12 protein-coding genes are annotated in these 16390 nt (G+C 57.4%); 5 read left to right on the plus strand and 7 right to left on the minus strand.

What is annotated here, in order from left to right; all coding sequences use genetic code 11:
• Positions 1 to 31 precede the first annotated feature (31 nt).
• On the plus strand, positions 32 to 1018 hold the full coding sequence (gene senB, locus ABNF92_RS00860) for a selenoneine biosynthesis selenosugar synthase SenB (RefSeq protein ID WP_349343154.1): 987 nt from the start codon (positions 32 to 34) through the stop codon (positions 1016 to 1018).
• On the opposite strand, the gene selD is transcribed toward senB, so the two are convergent.
• The 4 genes from selD to ABNF92_RS00880 form a co-directional block, all read right to left on the minus strand.
• Positions 1015 to 3291, minus strand: coding sequence for a selenide, water dikinase SelD (selD, locus tag ABNF92_RS00865; RefSeq protein WP_349343155.1), 2277 nt, complete (start codon positions 3289 to 3291; stop codon positions 1015 to 1017). The genes senB and selD overlap by 4 nt on opposite strands.
• Positions 3291 to 3959 (minus strand): helix-hairpin-helix domain-containing protein, encoded by a 669-nt coding sequence (locus ABNF92_RS00870; RefSeq protein ID WP_305966854.1) that lies wholly within the window; start codon positions 3957 to 3959, stop codon positions 3291 to 3293. Before ABNF92_RS00870 ends, selD begins: the two co-directional genes overlap by 1 nt.
• A 41-nt stretch (positions 3960 to 4000) precedes the next feature.
• Positions 4001 to 4399 carry a hypothetical protein gene (locus ABNF92_RS00875; RefSeq protein ID WP_069183626.1) on the minus strand — a complete coding sequence of 133 codons (399 nt, stop codon included), beginning with the start codon at positions 4397 to 4399 and terminating at the stop codon, positions 4001 to 4003.
• A 172-nt stretch (positions 4400 to 4571) separates the two neighbouring features.
• Entirely contained in the window at positions 4572 to 6092 is a 1521-nt protein-coding gene (locus ABNF92_RS00880) for a bifunctional GNAT family N-acetyltransferase/carbon-nitrogen hydrolase family protein (protein WP_069183627.1), read from the minus strand.
• 148 nt (positions 6093 to 6240) lie between these two features.
• Here ABNF92_RS00880 and ABNF92_RS00885 point away from each other — a divergent pair, with 148 nt between their 5' ends.
• Positions 6241 to 8127: a methyl-accepting chemotaxis protein gene (locus tag ABNF92_RS00885; protein ID WP_349343156.1), complete on the plus strand. Its 1887-nt coding sequence runs from the start codon at positions 6241 to 6243 to the stop codon at positions 8125 to 8127.
• A 9-nt stretch (positions 8128 to 8136) separates the two neighbouring features.
• Here ABNF92_RS00885 and ABNF92_RS00890 read toward each other — a convergent pair whose 3' ends face one another.
• Complete coding sequence (locus tag ABNF92_RS00890) at positions 8137 to 9051, minus strand: hypothetical protein (protein WP_349343157.1); 915 nt, start codon at positions 9049 to 9051, stop codon at positions 8137 to 8139.
• Positions 9052 to 9277: 226 nt separating this feature from the next.
• On the opposite strand from ABNF92_RS00890, the gene ABNF92_RS00895 reads away from it, so the two are divergent.
• The gene (locus ABNF92_RS00895) at positions 9278 to 9832 is read left to right on the plus strand and encodes a YiiD C-terminal domain-containing protein (RefSeq protein ID WP_349343158.1); all 555 of its coding nucleotides are present in this window, start codon (positions 9278 to 9280) and stop codon (positions 9830 to 9832) included.
• A 3-nt stretch (positions 9833 to 9835) separates the two neighbouring features.
• On the opposite strand, the gene recQ is transcribed toward ABNF92_RS00895, so the two are convergent.
• Positions 9836 to 11704: a DNA helicase RecQ gene (gene recQ, locus ABNF92_RS00900; RefSeq protein ID WP_349343159.1), complete on the minus strand. Its 1869-nt coding sequence runs from the start codon at positions 11702 to 11704 to the stop codon at positions 9836 to 9838.
• Positions 11705 to 11921: 217 nt separating this feature from the next.
• Between recQ and ABNF92_RS00905 the strand changes: the two genes are divergently transcribed.
• Positions 11922 to 13118: a 1-acyl-sn-glycerol-3-phosphate acyltransferase gene (locus ABNF92_RS00905; RefSeq protein WP_069183632.1), complete on the plus strand. Its 1197-nt coding sequence runs from the start codon at positions 11922 to 11924 to the stop codon at positions 13116 to 13118.
• Positions 13119 to 13151: 33 nt separating this feature from the next.
• Complete coding sequence (locus ABNF92_RS00910; RefSeq protein ID WP_291909055.1) at positions 13152 to 13811, plus strand: alpha/beta fold hydrolase; 660 nt, start codon at positions 13152 to 13154, stop codon at positions 13809 to 13811.
• Between the two features lie 19 nt (positions 13812 to 13830).
• On the opposite strand, the gene glgP is transcribed toward ABNF92_RS00910, so the two are convergent.
• Positions 13831 to 16386, minus strand: a complete 2556-nt coding sequence (gene glgP / locus ABNF92_RS00915; RefSeq protein WP_349343160.1) for an alpha-glucan family phosphorylase — start codon at positions 16384 to 16386, stop codon at positions 13831 to 13833.
• Between the last annotated feature and the right edge of the window lie 4 nt (positions 16387 to 16390).

The raw sequence follows: 16390 nt of genomic DNA on the forward strand, positions 1-16390 counted from the left end.
TCAAGACGGCCGACCAATTCAGGCGATTAGAATGCGTTTAATCTTGGTTACACCGGCGAAGCCGGGATCGAAAGCAGGGAACCGGGCAACGGCTGAGCGCTGGAAAACCCTGCTGGCAAATGCCGGTCATTCCGTACGTGTGGTTACTGAATACGACGGTGAGCCCTGTGATGCCCTGATAGCGTTGCATGCCTGGCGCAGCGCTGGTGCCATCCGGCGGTTCCGTGAAACCTGGCCCGAAAAGCCACTCATAGTGGCGCTGACTGGTACGGATATCTATCACCACCAGCACGAGTATCCTGAACAAACCCTCTATTCCATGAACGTGGCGGATGCGCTCATCGGACTGCACGGTCTGGTAGCCGACGACATACCGGCCGGTCTGGCGGAGAAACTGGTAACGCTGTATCAGTCGGCCGAGGGTCCAGAGTCCTTTCCAGAACCGGAAATGGACTCCAAGAGCAACCGGTTCGGCGTGTGTGTAATCGGTCATTTGCGGCACGAAAAGGACTCTCTCCGGGCGGCCTATGCTACGCGGCTGCTGCCAGGGGACTCGCGGATCGAGGTTCTCTGCGCCGGCAAGGCTCACAACGACGAGTGGCAACGCAAAGCGGAACGGGAAATGGCCGAGAACCTTCGCTTCCGTTGGCTCGGAGAGTTGGATCAGGCCGATACCCGGCAGTTGATGGCAAACAGCCAGGTGATGGTGATCAGCTCCATCATGGAAGGCGGAGCAAACGTGGTATCCGAGGCCTGTCGGGCTGGCTTACCGGTTTTGGCATCCGATATTCCGGGCAACGTCGGTTTGTTGGGGCGGGACTATGGTGGATATTTCCCCGTTGGCAACGAAGAGGCACTGGCCGATCTGCTGAATCGCGCCGAGACCGATCCCGGGTTTCTCGCTACTTTAACGCAACAGGTTGGAAAGCTGGCAGAGCGTTTTATTCCAGAAAAGGAGCAGGCATCCCTGGAGCAGGCGCTACAACTGGCGATGCAGCGCTGCTCAGAGAGGCGTTAATCCCGCAGGGAAATGGGCTCAATGGGCCCCGATTCATCCTGAGCGGTGATGCGGCCGATGATTGCAGTATGTGGGTAGCCCAGAGCCTTCAGTTCCCGCACGCATTCCTCGGCCTTGTGTGCCGCAACACTTGCCAGCAGCCCTCCCGCGGTTTGCGGATCAAAGATCAGCGGATACCTTGCGTGGTTAACCCACTTTTCCTGATCCCGGATCCCCCGGCGCAAACGGATATTGGCCGGTTGCAGGGAGCTGAGGATCCCGGCGGCTGCAGTCTCCTCGGCGCCCGGAAGGATGGGTATGGCCGAGAGGTCCAGCTCGGCATCGACGCCCGAAGGTTTGGTCATTTCAACCAGATGCCCAAGCAGGCCGAACCCGGTCACGTCCGTGCACGCTTTGGAGCCAAACTTACGGAGACAGTCTGCCGCGGCCTTGTTGGACTGAATCATGGAGGCGAGGGCAGAGTCGATCCACCGGCCTTTCGCAGCCAGCTTTGCGTGAGCAGCGAACAGGGTACCTGTGCCGATGGGCTTGGTGAGGATAAGAGCGTCTCCGGCTTTCAATCCGCCCTTGCTCATAACCTCTTCCGGGTCGATCAGGCCGTTTACCGCAAAGCCCAGGGCCAGTTCCTTGCCTTCACCGGTATGCCCGCCAACAAGGGCACAACCGGCTTCGTTCAGCACTTCCACGGCACCGGACATCATCTGGTAAACCACATCCTCTACCTTGGATTCAATGCCGTAGGGCACGGTAGCTACAGCCGTAGCACTTTGCGCCTCGGCGCCCATGGCAAACACGTCACCCAGGCTATGATTCGCAGCGACTTTACCGAAGATGTAGGGATCGTCGATAAATGCGCGGAAGAAATCCACGGTGTGAACCACGGCCTTGCCAGGCGGTACCTTCAGGACGGCCGCATCGTCCGGAGCGTGGAGGCCGATGAGAATATCGTCTCTCTCGATGGGCTTGAGTTCCCCCAGGGCCCGTGAAAGCACGGTGCTGCCCACCTTGGCACCACAACCCCCGCAGCGCATGGCAACGGCTGAGATTGCCTGGGAAGCCTCCTCGGCATTCTGGGCCGCCGCGGTATCCGGCAATTTGGATTCTTCCTCCATGGGAGGGAGATCGTTGAACTTTTTCATGAACCGGCGATCGATCCAATCCTTCCATCGCCACACCCAGGCGCCGTCGAACTGGGTATCCCCACGGGAAGCAACCGCGTATTTATCGCCGGTGCTGATCAGCGCCAGCCATTTTTTCTGGGGGTAGAAATCTTTTGGATCCTTGCCAGTCGCCAGGCGCTTGAGGTTGTCAGCCAGTGGTGGGCCTTGCCTTACCGCGAACACACCCGCTTTCTCCCGGGGATGGTTCATTACATTGGCGATGTCGCCGGCAGCGAAAATGCTGTCGTCGTTTTCCACCTGCAAGGTATCCCGCACACGGAGGAACAGTCCGTCATCCAGGGCAAGGCCGGTATCCTTCAACCACTCAGGTCCGCCAGCTCGCGTTACCCAGAGCACTTCGTCGGTTTGCAGGGTTTCACCGGATTCGGTGATCAATAGCCCTTCCTGAACCTTGCTTACCGGGGACCCCAGGTGCACCTTCACACCGCGTTCCGCCAGCGTTCTGCGGAAAACCTCGCGAACCTTCGGGTTGTGAGTGGGCAGGATTTCGTTTGCTGCGTCAAACAGGTGGAAGTGGAGCTGCCCAGGGTCTTTGCCACGCTGTTTCAATTCGTTCTTGAGCCGGAACTGCATTGCCAGGGTGAGCTCAACACCACCGGCACCCGCTCCGACAACCGCCACCGTCAGGGGGCCTTCGTGGTTCTCGATCCGGGAGAGCAGTGCAAGCCAGCGGTTGTTGAAACCGGTAATCGGCTTCACCGGCACGGCATGATCGGAGGCGCCTTCCACTTCGTTAACCCGCGGCGAGGAACCAATGTTGATGGAAAGAATGTCGTAGGGTACGTCCGGGCGCCCCCGACAGATAACCCGCTTGCGTTCCCGGTCGATGCCCATGGCTTCGGCACGATAAAAGCGCGCACCGGCGTATTCTGCCAGGCGGCTCAGATCTATATGGACATCATCGTAGCTGTAGTGGCCGGCCACATAGCCAGGCAACATGCCGGAATAGGGGGTGTGGGTGTCGCGGCAGATGAGGGTCAGGCGCACGCCGGGGACCGGGTTCATGGCGAACCGTTTGAGTACCCCGACGTGGCTGTGCCCGCCGCCAATCAGGACAATGTCCCGTAATACAGGCTGGTCAGGCGTTCGCATTAGCTGATTTTCTTGGCTTCAGCTGTAAATTGGCTGTATCCCTTGACGTTGGAGAAAGCCTTCAGCTTTTCCTGGTCTGCTGCAGAAGGATTGGCGATCTGGTCGATGGAAGTGATTCCAGCGTCCTTCATCTTCTTGGCAGTGGCAGGACCAATGCCTTTGACCAGTGTCAGGTCGCTCTTGTCCACCGGCTTGGCCGCTTTGGCAGCCGGCGCTTTCCTGGCGGCAGGTTTCTTGGCAGCCGGCTTTTTGGCAGCAGGTTTGCTGGTAGCGGCTTTTGCTTTGGCGGCCGGTTTGGCGGCTTTCTTCGGGGCTGCTTTTTTAGCGGCGGAGCCGGCTTCTTTGCTCACTTCGTCGGTGAGTTTCTTCACTTCCTTGCCCGCCTCCTTGGAGGCAACACCCAGACGTTCAAGAATACTGCTCTGAAGTTCGTGAAATTCGTCAAGGCGGCGTTCAAACTCTTCGTGGAAACGCTTCATCTCACGGTCGCGAAGTTCGTCAATTTCCTTGAGCAGTTTGCGCACTGGCTCCTGAACCTGATTCTGCAGACTGTCGAACTGCTTCAGTGCATCGTTCACCAGACCTTCGATCTGGGCGGAGGTCTTTTCGAACTCCTTGTTGACCTTCTTCACGATCTTATCAACGTTCTGTTTGGCTTTCTTCGCCATGGATTGTCTCCTTACGGACAGGTTTCAACGAAAAATCAGAATCAGGCCATTTGCCGAAAACCGGAAATGGAGCCTGGGGAACGACGTGACTTGAGTGACTGCTTTTTGGATACCACTTCCCGAATTCTGCGAAGCTTCTCCGCCAGGGACGAGCCACCGTTGGAGTCGAGTTCCACAAAATCGATGGAATAGAAGAAATTGCTGCAGTGTTTTCTGCGTTCGGTGACCAGCCCGGACAGGCCTTCCGCACGGATCTTGTCAAAGGGCATGTCCATCACGAGATCCAGCACCACGGTATCACCGGGGTTGAACACCTTGTCGGTTTTCATCACGCACCCATAGCCGTCCAGTTCGTAGAGGGCTGCCTCGACAAGTTCCTTTCGAAAAAGGCCCTGTCTGATTCGAAATCGGGCGACAAGATCCGGCAATGCTTCGTTCATGAATCAGCTTCTCTGGTGATGTCCGTATCCACAGCAACCTGTCTCATGGGGAGACAGGCTGGATATTGATTAAACAATAGACACTGGACTTTGGTTTTGCAACGCCATCAGTGCCATACGCTCCACCGCTAAGGCAGTTTTTTAACAATCTTTTACGGCAGATCAGGCCAGTTTACTTTGTTTTCAGCTCGTACATATCGACGCGGCGATCTTTCAGGTTAGTGACAGACCCCTCGTTGCGAACCAGCTTCAACTTTTCCAGGTCCATATCGGAGAACATGATCATCTCCGTATTGGGCGTGGTTTCGGCCATCACCGCATCGTGGGGGAAGGCGAAATCCGATGGCGAGAATACGGAGGACTGCGCGTACTGGACGTCCAGGTTCTCGACTTTCGGCAAGTTGCCCACGCTGCCGGTGATTACGACATAACACTCGTTTTCGATCGCCCGCGCCTGTGCACACTGGCGAACCCGCAAGTAGCCATTCTTGGTATCGGTCCAGAAGGGCACCATGATGATATCGACTTCCTGGCTGGCAGCAATTCGCCCCAGCTCCGGGAATTCTATGTCGTAGCAGATCATGATAGCGACCCGGCCGGCGTCGGTTTCGAAGACCTCGAACTGATTGCCACCTTCAATAACCCAGTCGCGCCGTTCATGGGGCGTAATGTGAACCTTGCGCTGCTCGTCCACTCGGCCATCCCGGTGGCAGAGATAGGAAACGTTGTACACCCGGTCATTTTCGATCAACGGCATGGAGCCCGTGATGATGTTGATGTTGTAGCTCACCGCCATTTCAGACATTTCTTCCTTGAACTGCTGGGTAAACCCGGCGAGGAAGCGAATGGCGCGGGTCTGGTCCATCTGGTCCGTAAGCCCCATCAGCGGCGCGTTGAAGAATTCCGGGAAGATAGCGAAGTCACTCTTGTAATCAGACAGCGCATCCACGAAGTATTCCACCTGCTTTAGAACTTCTTCAACGGAGGTGAATTCCCGCATCTGCCACTGCACGGCACCAAGCCTCACCTGCGTCTTCTTGACGCTGAGGACCGGAGAAGGCGGGGTGTAAAGGATGTTGCGCCACTCCAACAGGGTGGCGTAGCCCATCGATTTCTCATCCTCCGGCAGGTATTTATGCATCAGCCGGGTGACCTGGAAATCATTGGAAAGCTGGAAGCTCAGGATCGGATCGTAGATTTCCTTGCGATCCACGCGCTGGATGTACTCCTCGGGGGAATACTGCTCGGCATACTTGAAGTAGTTGGGTATGCGGCCGCCAGCCAGGATGCCCCTGAGGTTCATGGAGCGGCAGAGTTCTTTCCGGGCCTCATAGAGACGACGCCCGAGCCGGTAACCCCGGTAATCCGGGTGAATAAAAACATCCAGACCGTAAAGCGAATCGCCATTGGCGTTGTGCCAGATCTTCTCGTTGCGAAGGATCAGGTCATCGTAGGTATGGGGGTTGCTGAATCGGTCGTATTTTACGGAAACCGTCAGCGCAACTGCTACCAGCTGGCCACTTTCCTCAATGCAGATCTGGCCGTCTGGAAACTGTTCCACCAGAGCTTTGATCGTGTCCTTGGGCCAGGCGCCTCCGATGTCGTCGTAAACGCGGTCCATAAGCTTTTGAAGCTGTTCGTAATCTTCAAGCTTCAGGTTCCGGAGGTTGAGGTGCAGTTCTTCATGGGCCATTCAGTTCGGCTCCCGTTCATTATTGAGTGAGGACAAGCTCGCCAATTGCGTCAATACTGACAAAGTTTAACAGAAGCCACTAAAGACTTCGCATGGCAGGCCGAAAGACACATTAACGAATATCAATTTTATTGCAGAGGATTCGACCGTGCAGCTGACATTCGGGCAAAAGCTCCTGACTGCTTTCGGTATTCTGTTGCTGCTGGTGATGGGGGCTTTCACCCTCTCTGGCGATTTACGGCTGCAGAACACCACGAAAACTTATGTAGACGCGCTAATCGACGATACCGTGCAGCAAAGCACATCAAGCATTGCCGAATGGCTCAATACCCGTTTGGTGATGACCGAAGCCACCGCCAAAGCGCTGGAAAGTGCCAAAAATGACGAAGAGGCCCGTGTTATCCTCCAGGCCATTACGACCGGTGGCGGGTTCCGCGATGTCTATGTGGGCCGCACCGACGGCTACATGCTGATGAAATCGCCGGAAGCCAATGCAACCCTGCCGTCTGATTACGACCCCCGCGAACGTCCCTGGTACAAGAAGGCCATGAGGCTTGGAAGCGCCTCACTTACCGAACCGTACCAGGACGCCAGCACCAACGACATGATTATCTCCACGCTTGCACCCGTGAAGCGCGGTGACTACGAAGGCGTGGCCGGCGCAGATATCGGTCTGGGCGCCATTGCGGAAACCCTCTCGACTGTAACCCTGGCGGATACCGGCTACGCCGCCCTGATCAACGAACGCGGAACCGTTCTGTTCCACCCTCAGCAGGCGCTTGTGGGCAAGAACATCAGTGCTCTGATTGGCGGGAGCCCGGACCTCGGCGGGGCTGCACACGAATACACCAATGATGAGGGGAACTGGGAGGCCAGCTTCCATCCAATCAGCGATGCCCGCGGCGTGGAGTGGTATCTGGGCACTTTTGTGAATGCAGACAAGATCAACGCGCCGGTTCAAAGTGCCCGCACGACCGGGCTGATCATGGCAGTCATCGGACTGATTGTTTCACTGGTCATTCTGCATCTGGGCATCAAGGTGCTTATGGCGCCTGTTCGTCGTCTGAACAAGGCCATGGGCGACATTGGTAGTGGCGATGCAGACCTGACCCAGCGCCTGGACGACAGTGCAAAAGATGAATTTGGTGAGCTGGCCAGAAGCTTCAACCGGTTTGTTGAGAATATCCAGAACGTAGTCCGGGACGTACAGCAGGGCAGTGCGGAGCTGGGCCAGAATGTCAGTTCCCTGAGAGACACAGCCAGCACCAGCCGTTCAAGCGTGGAGAGCCAGCAGGTCGAGATCGACATGGTGGCCACCGCCATCAACGAAATGTCGGCGGCCGCAGGTGAAATCGCCCAGAACGCACAACAGACAGCCGACGCCGCCAATACTGCAGACGGCGACAGCCGGGCATCGTTGGAGACCGTCGCCGCCTCCCGGGATGCGGTGCAGAAGCTCTCGAAAGAGGTCAACGCCGCCGCTGAAGTCATCGACACACTCGGCAAGGATGTCGCTTCAATCACGACGGTCCTGGAAGTGATTCAGGGCATTGCCGAACAAACCAACCTGCTTGCGCTGAATGCTGCCATTGAAGCCGCACGGGCCGGTGAGGCAGGGCGCGGCTTTGCGGTGGTGGCCGACGAGGTGCGCAACCTTGCCCAACGCACCCAATCCAGCACCGAGGAAATCAACAATATGATCGAGCGTCTGCAGAAAGGCGCTAACGATGCGGTTGATGTAATGAAAGCGTCAACTGCCGTTTCCAGTGTCAGCATGGAAAAAGCCCAGGATGCCATGGAGGCACTGAACCGGATTGCCGAGGCTATCACTTCCATCAGCCAGATGACCTCGCAGATTGCCACGGCCTCCGAAGAACAGACATCGGTGACCGAAGAGCTGAACTCGTCGATTACGAGAATCGCGGATCAGGGGCAGGAAGCGGCCGCCGCAGCCACCGAAAATGACGTTTACAGCGGGCAGATAGAGAGCATTGGCAAGGCCCTGAACCAGAACGTCTCCCGGTTCCGGGTATAGCAGGAAAACCTAGCGGCTGAGGACCTCGAGGCGCCGGCGCAGATTCTCAAGGGTGCTGCGCCCTATGTATCGGGATTCCTCACTCAGGTACGGGTTCTCCAGGGCAATTACCCGGCGTTGGCTCAGGTTGAGCTCCTTGACGGCACGGGAGTAGTAGCGCCTCAGGAACTCGCTGAAGCTGCCGTCGTGGATGGCGCGCTCAATGCCCAGCTGCAGACGATGGGCGGTCTCCTGGTCGTCTGGGCCAACGAACAGATAGGACGGCATGGGGTAGGCGATCAGGAGATTGGGCTCGATCACCAGGTTGGGATCCTGCTCCATTTCCAGGTCGTACAGGACCTCACTGACGCCGCGGGCGAAACAATCAAAGCGTTCGTTACGGAGCATGCCAAACAGTATCTCGTATCGGGAGTGCGTTACCACCGGAATGCCATTTGCCTCCAGCACCGGCGTGTCTGGCCAGTGTGAACCCTGACCGATCCAGATCTGGCTGGCTCGGAAATCATCCAGACTCTTTATGTCGGCGAACTTGGGCAGAGATTGCGGCAACACCACGCAGACGCGAAAGCCGAGAAGGCCACCATCAACCGGGAAGGGGATCGCAGTCAGAAACTCTTCCCGCTCGGCCGAGGTGGCTACATTGGCGATATCAACCAGGCGAGACTGGCCATCTGCCAGTTCGCGGAGCACGCGCCCCTGACTCAGTTCTTCACTGCGAATAACCCGGGAGTCGCCATATTCCGGCGTTTTCTCTAATGCAAGCTCGACAAGCGCACGAATAGCCGGGCTGTCATAATTCCTGTACCAGAGAACATAGTCACGACTGGCTGCCCCCGTAATGCCGGACGTTGAGGTTGAGGCTGCGATGGGGGCCACTTCAAGGCACACACCGAGCAGAGCGAGGAAGATGGCCAGTTTGGGCAACCGGAACAAGTTCCTGAAGGCGGGCAGAGAACATTCCAAATCAGAAATCCTTTCTTAATACTGGAAAAACCGGCAAAAAAGCAGCCGTAATTCAGGCAGCCACCATCACTTTAGAACATAAATTCAAAAATAAATCGGACGATGTCCAAAAAAATTGTAAAAGATTCTTGCGGCTGCCAGAGACCATTGTAATCATCGGCTTCGACCAAGAAATCGGAGCAAGTGAATGGCAATTATCGACAACCTTATCGGCGCCACTGGCCAGTGGGTCGCCAGCACAGACCCAAAGGCTACCTTGGCCAGCCCACTGGCCTGGCTAAAGAAAACCGGCGGTTATGCGGCAGTAAACAAGATCATTGGCCTGTCCATACCCTTTGCGCCGCGGAACAACTTCAGTGTTGAAGAAGTAAGGCCGGGCTATGTGCGGGCTAAAATCCGGCTCAAGGGCAACAAGAACCACTTTGGAAGCCTGTATGCCGGTGCCTATTTTCTGGTGGCTGAAATTCCCGGTGGCGTCCTGACGCTGTTTGACCTGGGCCCTGCTTACACCCCGATCCTCAAGGAAATGACCCTGCAATTCCTGCAACCGGCCAATAGTGATGTCACCGTGGAGTTTACGCTGCCGCCGGAAACTGTGGCAGGCATCCTTGCAGACGCCGACGAAACCGGCCGGGCCAAGTTCACCCTGGAGGGGACACTGAAAGACGAGGAGGGCAACCATGTGGCTACCTCCATTGCTCATTACCGGGTACGTAAGAAAGGCTTTAAAGCAGAGGCCTGAAGATCAGGCCGGATCAAGGCCGGCAATGGCTTCCAGGAAGATCTCGCCATATTTTTCAAGCTTGGCAGCCCCCACGCCGCTGACTTCGGCCAGCTCTTCAAGGGTGCGGGGCTTGCGCTCAAGCATTCCGAACAGGGTCGTGTCATGGAAAATGACGTAAGGAGGCACGCCCTGTTTGTCAGCCAATTCCTTGCGGCAGGCCCGCAGGGCGTCCCACCCGGCCTGATCCGTTATCTGGTCTTTAACCGGAGCGCTTGAACGGCCACCCGAGGCCCGGCCTGATGCCTTCTTGACCACCGGATCCTTACGCAGCTCAATGGTTTGCCGACCTTTCAGCAGCGGGCGGCATTCTTCTGTAAGCTGAAGTGCGCCGTAACCCTCCGGATCTGCCCGCAAATAGCCGTTGGCGACCAGTTGGCGGAATACAGATTTCCATTCGTTGGCGCTGAGCTCTGTGCCAATGCCGTAGGTGGAAACCTGATGATGGCCGGCCTGCAGAATACGCTCGTTCTCTGAGCCACGAAGCACGTCGATCAGGTAGGTCACACCGAAGCGTTGCCCGGTGCGGAACACACAGGACAGCGCTTTCTGGACGGCCACTGTTCCATCCCAGGTTTCCGGAGGATTCAGGCAGGTGTCGCAATTGCCGCAGGGCCGCTCCAGTTCGTCCCCGAAATACCGCAGTAAAACCTGACGACGGCAACTGGTGACCTCGCAGAGACCCAGCATGGCGTCGAGCTTCTGGCGCTCCACCCGTTTGAAATGGTCGTTGCCCTGGGAACTTTCCAGCATTTGCCGCAGTTTGATCACATCCTGAAGGCCATACACCATCCAGGCCGTCGAAGGTTTGCCGTCCCGTCCGGCGCGGCCGGTTTCCTGGTAGTAGGCTTCAAGGCTCTTTGGGAGATCCAGATGAGCGACGAAGCGCACGTCGGGTTTATCGATACCCATGCCGAACGCAATAGTGGCAACAATGATCACGCCATCTTCGCGCAGGAAGCGCTCCTGGTGATGGGCACGTTGTTCCGAGGACAGGCCGGCATGGTAGGGCAGAGCGGTGTAGCCTTTCTGGGCGAGGGTTTTCGCGGTAGCGTCCACCTTGTTGCGGGACAGGCAGTACACAATGCCGCAGTCGCCCTCATGCTCGGCTTTAATAAAATCCAATAACTGTTTGTTTGCGTTTGTTTTTGGCGCAATTCGGTATTGAATGTTCGGGCGATCGAAGCCACTGACGAAGTGCCTTGCCCCGGTCAGCGACAGACGTTCCGCGATCTCCTTCCGGGTCCGCTCATCGGCTGTTGCGGTCAGCGCAATGCGGGGTACGCCGGGAAACTGCTCGGCCAGCATGCTGAGCTGCAGGTAATCTGACCGGAAGTCGTGGCCCCATTGGGACACACAGTGGGCTTCATCTATGGCGAACAGCGAGATCGAGGCATCATGAAGCAGTTCAATCGTGCGAGGTTGAATCAGCCTCTCCGGCGCGCAGTACAGCAGGTCCAGCTCACCGGTCATCAGCGCGTACTCGGTGGCTCGGGCCTGCTCGAAATCCATGGTTGAGTTGAGGAACGCAGCTCTTACCCCGAGCTCCTTGAGCGCTGCCACCTGATCCTGCATCAGGGCGATCAGCGGGGATATCACAATCGCCGTGCCAGAGCGAACCAGTGCCGGCACCTGGTAACACAGGGATTTACCCCCGCCCGTTGGCATAAGCACCAGAGCGTCGCGGCCTTCCGACACTTCCCGGATGATGTCACCCTGCAGCGGCCGGAACGATTCGTAGCCGAAGACTTCGTGCAGCACCTGTTCCGGATCCCGTCCCGAGGTGGTGGGGCGCTCGGTGGAAAGCTGTTCGAAGTCCTGATCAAGATACATAGGGTAACCGGTTCGTCGACGTGGAGCCGCTTTATTGAGACGGGTGGAAAGCCGGGGTCGGCACGGTGGGCAATGATACCAGATTAACCCTGAGGGTTGGCCAGCAAACCCATGTGCCAGATGGAGGCAAAGCAGTGTAAGAAACGCTACAATACCGCGTTTTTGAACCACCGTTTCACGCCATACTGTGACAGACACTGATAATAACAGGGCTTCCATGCAGGAATTTGATGCCATCCGTCCGTATTCGGACGAAGAAACCGGCGCTGCTATTAACCGCCTGGTCAACGACCGGGAATTTCTGGATATGGTCGGTCGCTTCAAGTCTCCGACACTGGCACGCTGGGCACCGGCCATGTTGCGTGTGTTTACCCGCCGATGGCTCACCAGCCATTTTGGTCGCTATACGCGTGTTGATGATCTCCAGGCTGGGCTTTCCGGCTACGTCGGTGAACTGGTCGACAGCACCACCACACGAGTGACGACCAGCGGCCTGGATAAACTCGATAAACACGGCGCCTATCTGTTCATTTCAAACCACCGGGACATCGTGTTTGACCCCATGGTGGTGAACTACCTGCTGTTCCAGAACGGCTTCCATACCACCCGAATTGCCATAGGCGACAATCTGCTGGCAAACCGGGTGTTCGCCGAAATGATGCGGCTGAACAAGAGCTTTGTGGTACGTCGTAGCATGACCAGCCCGCGGGAGATGCGCGATGCCTACATAACGCTCTCCGGCTTCATCAACCACAGCATTGATACCAATCACAGTATCTGGATTGCCCAACGGGAAGGCAGGGCGAAGGACGGCCTTGATTTCACCGATCCGGCCATCATCAAGATGTTCTACATGAGCCGTAAGAAGAGCGGGTTGGATTTTGGCGAGGCCATGAGCCGGCTGCACATCGTGCCGGTTTCCATCGCCTATGAGTACGACCCATGCGATGCCGACAAGGCTCAGGAACTGGAAACCCGCGCCAGAACCGGCAAATACATCAAGCGTGAGGGCGAGGACACCGAGCAGATCATGAAAGGTTTGACCGGATTCAAGGGGCACGTGCATGTGCACTTCGGCGCGCCCATTCATGATTCACCGGATAACCCCAAGGATCTGGCCCAGCGTATAGACCGCGAGATGCATGCGAACTACCACCTGCATGCCTCGAACCTGGTGGCCTACCAGCAACGCGGCCTTCATCCCCAGGCTCACGACACGCCTGATACCGTCAGCGATGCGGTGGTCACCGCCGAAACCTGGTCACCGGCGGAGATGGAAGCGGCCGAGGCGGAGATGGAGCGGCGCCTGGAAGCCTGCGATCCGGCCATCCGGCCCTATCTACTGGATATGTATGCCAATCCGGTAGTTACCGCGCTTGAGGCCAATGCCGAAAAATCCGGCCATTCCGAGTAATTCGGCACCCAATTTTCAGAAAAGAGGTATACCGTGCAGGATCTTCAGTACATCGAGATTGAAACCGGAGAAAACCCGACCGCGGCCGTGATCTGGCTTCATGGCCTGGGTGCCAGTGGCCACGACTTCGAGCCGGTCGTGCCTGAACTGGGCCTTCCGGAAGATGCCGCGGTGCGGTTTATCTTTCCCCACGCGCCGAACCTGCCTGTGACCATCAACGGTGGAATGTCCATGCCGGCCTGGTACGACATCAAGGCAATGGACATTGACCGGGTGGTGGATACCGAACAACTGCGGGCCTCTGCCGATTCCGTCGCCAGACTGGTGGAGCGCGAAAAGGAGAAAGGTGTTCCGGCAGACCGGATCATCATCGCCGGCTTCTCCCAGGGTGGGGCGGTTGCCTACGAACTGGGGCTCAGCTACCCGGAACGTCTGGGCGGCATTTTGGCGCTCTCCACCTACTTCGCCACCGCCAAGACAGTCCAGTGTTCAGAGGCGAATGCAGATGTACCGATCAGTGTGTATCACGGAACATTCGATCCGATGGTGCCGGAGTCTCTGGGCGTTCGCAGTGTCGAAACCCTGAAGGAAATGGGCTACGACCCGTCCTACCAGACCTTCCCTATGGAACACAGCGTGTGCCTGGAGGAAATACAGGATATTGGCCGGTTCATTCGCCGACACCTGCTTTAAGGCTCAGCCATGCTCCGGGTCAGACCCAGAGCATGGCGCCCATTTCCAGCGGGTGGGTCAGCGATTCATGGTATGGATACATCCGCAGCCTCAGGGTCTGCAAGCCAGGGTAGGGTGGCTGCACTTGGGTGGCGAATAGGGTTCGGCCCTCCTCTTCCCCCTCTTTTTCCAGAAGGAAGCTGTTTGGCCCGGGGCTGCCATCGGTGCCGGTGCACTCAGGGCTAACCAGGCACTCCACCCGGACATCCTTCGCGATCAGGCCGTTAAGCGCCGCCTCAACCCGCAGTTCCACCGCGCCATCGTGGGGGCATGAGGATTTCACGCAGCCTACCACCCGCAGCTCAACCCCGTTCCAGGCCTGTCGCACCCTTGCTTTCCAGTCTGCGAGTTCAATCGCAACCCGGCCGGCGTCGGCCATCAGGAGCGCGCCCTGACTGGAGGCGGGGTGGTAATAGTTATTGACGTAGTCCATCACCATCCTCTGGGCGTTGAACCTGGGTGTTATGGACTTCATAGACGCTTTGGAGCGCTTGACCCAGCCCTTCGAAAAGCCCTGGGAAGCTCGATCATAATACAGTGGCACCACCTCCAACTCGATCAGATCGATCAGGTCCCTGGCTTCCTCCTCGTTCCGGAACTCCGCGTCCAGTTCGGTATCTCGTGGCGGAATACCCCACCCATTCTTGCCGTTGTAGCCTTCCCCCCACCAGCCATCGAGCACGCTGAGGTTGAGGGCGCCGTTCAGGGCGGCTTTTTCACCGGATGTGCCACTCGCTTCCTTCGGGTATTCCGGGGTGTTCAGCCAGACATCCACACCACTGAGAAGCCGGCGAGCCATGGCCTGATCATAATCTTCCAGCAGTATAAGGTGCCCCATCAGGGAGGGATGCATGGACAGATCGTGGATAACCTTGATCAGTTGCTGGCCAGGCTTGTCTTTCGGGTGGGCTTTGCCAGCAAAGACCAGCACCACCGGCCTGTCCGGATTGGTGAGAATCCGCTCAAGCCGTTCCAGATCTGAAAAAATCAGCGTCGCGCGTTTGTAAGTGGCGAAGCGTCTGGCAAAACCGATAACCAGCGTGTCCTTTTCCGAGGACATAATCTGCCGGGTCATCCGGTCTGTCACGGAGTGGCCGGTGCCATTGCGCTTATGCTGGCGCTTCAGGCGCTGGACAATATACTCGCCCATTTGCTGTTTAAGCGCTTTATGCACGCTCCAGTAGTGATAATCGGGAATCTGGTCGATAAATTCCCAGAAATCCGGATTCCTGAGTTCGCTTTTCCAGGTGGGCGCCTGTATATCAAACAGGCTGGACCATTCCGGCGCAAGAAAGGTGGGTACATGAACGCCATTGGTTATGTAACCGATAGGGTTCTCGGCTGGTGGTACCTGGGGCCAGACATCGCCCTCCATCAACGACGCGACGCCTCCGTGAATGCGGCTGACGCCATTGTGATAGCGGGAGCCACGGAGCCCCAGGCTGGTCATGTTGAAGCTGTCGCCGCCATCTTTCGAACCGAGGGCGAACACCTGCTCGAAATCCAGCCCGGACTCCTCCAGGTAGCGGCCAAGGGCATGATGCACCAGAGCCCTGGGGAAAATATCGTGGCCGGCGGGTACAGGCGTATGGGTGGTGAAGAGGGTGGCAGCGGCAACTGCTTCCAGGGCCGCTTCAAAGCCGAGTTGCGAACTCAACATGGTGCTTCGGCAGCGTTCGAGGATCTGGAACGCGGCATGCCCTTCGTTGATGTGCCAGACCGTCGGCTTCAGATTCAATGCCTCCAGAACCCGGGTTCCACCGATGCCAAGGAGCATTTCCTGGCTGATGCGGGTGGACTCGTCACCACCATACAACTGTAGTGTGAGGTCCTGATCCTCTTGGTTATTTTCCTCGGTGTTGCTGTCCAGCAGGTACAGCCGGATATGACCAACCCGAGCCTCCCAGACCCGTGCGACCACATCACGGCCAGGGAAGGGAACCGATACCTTCAGAACCTGGCCATCCATTTCCACGGGTGTTATCGGCAGCTCATCGCTTGAATGGGACTGGTAACGTGCGATCTGTTGGCCGTGGGCGTCGATACTCTGGATGAAGTACCCCTGCTGGTACAGAAGGCCCACAGCCACGAACGGCAGGGCAAGATCACTGGCGGCCTTGCAGTGGTCCCCGGCCAGGATGCCAAGGCCGCCGGAATAAATCGGAAAGCTCTCATGGAAACCGAACTCGGCGCAGAAGTAGGCCACCAGAGCCTGCTCCGGATCCAGTTTTTCGGTGACTTCCGGGCCGGGGCCGGCTTCGAGGTAAGCATCGTAACTGCTCAGAACCCGGCGATACTCAGCCAGAAACGCTCGGTCTTCCGATGCTTCGTCCAGTCGGTCCTGGGCGACCCGGCGCAGGAACAGCTTGGGATTGTGCTCCACTTTCTGCCAGAGCCGCAGGTCAATCCTGGCGAACAGGCTACGGACGCCATGGTCCCAGCTGTAGAACAGATCGTTGGCAAGTTCTTCCAGTCGCTCAAGGGGTTCTGGAATCAAGGGATGGGCTTCGAGTCGAAATTCCGTTGCTTTATGCATGTTG

The organism is Marinobacter sp. MMG032 (genome assembly GCF_040112695.1).
In the GTDB taxonomy this organism is placed as follows: domain Bacteria; phylum Pseudomonadota; class Gammaproteobacteria; order Pseudomonadales; family Oleiphilaceae; genus Marinobacter; species Marinobacter salsuginis.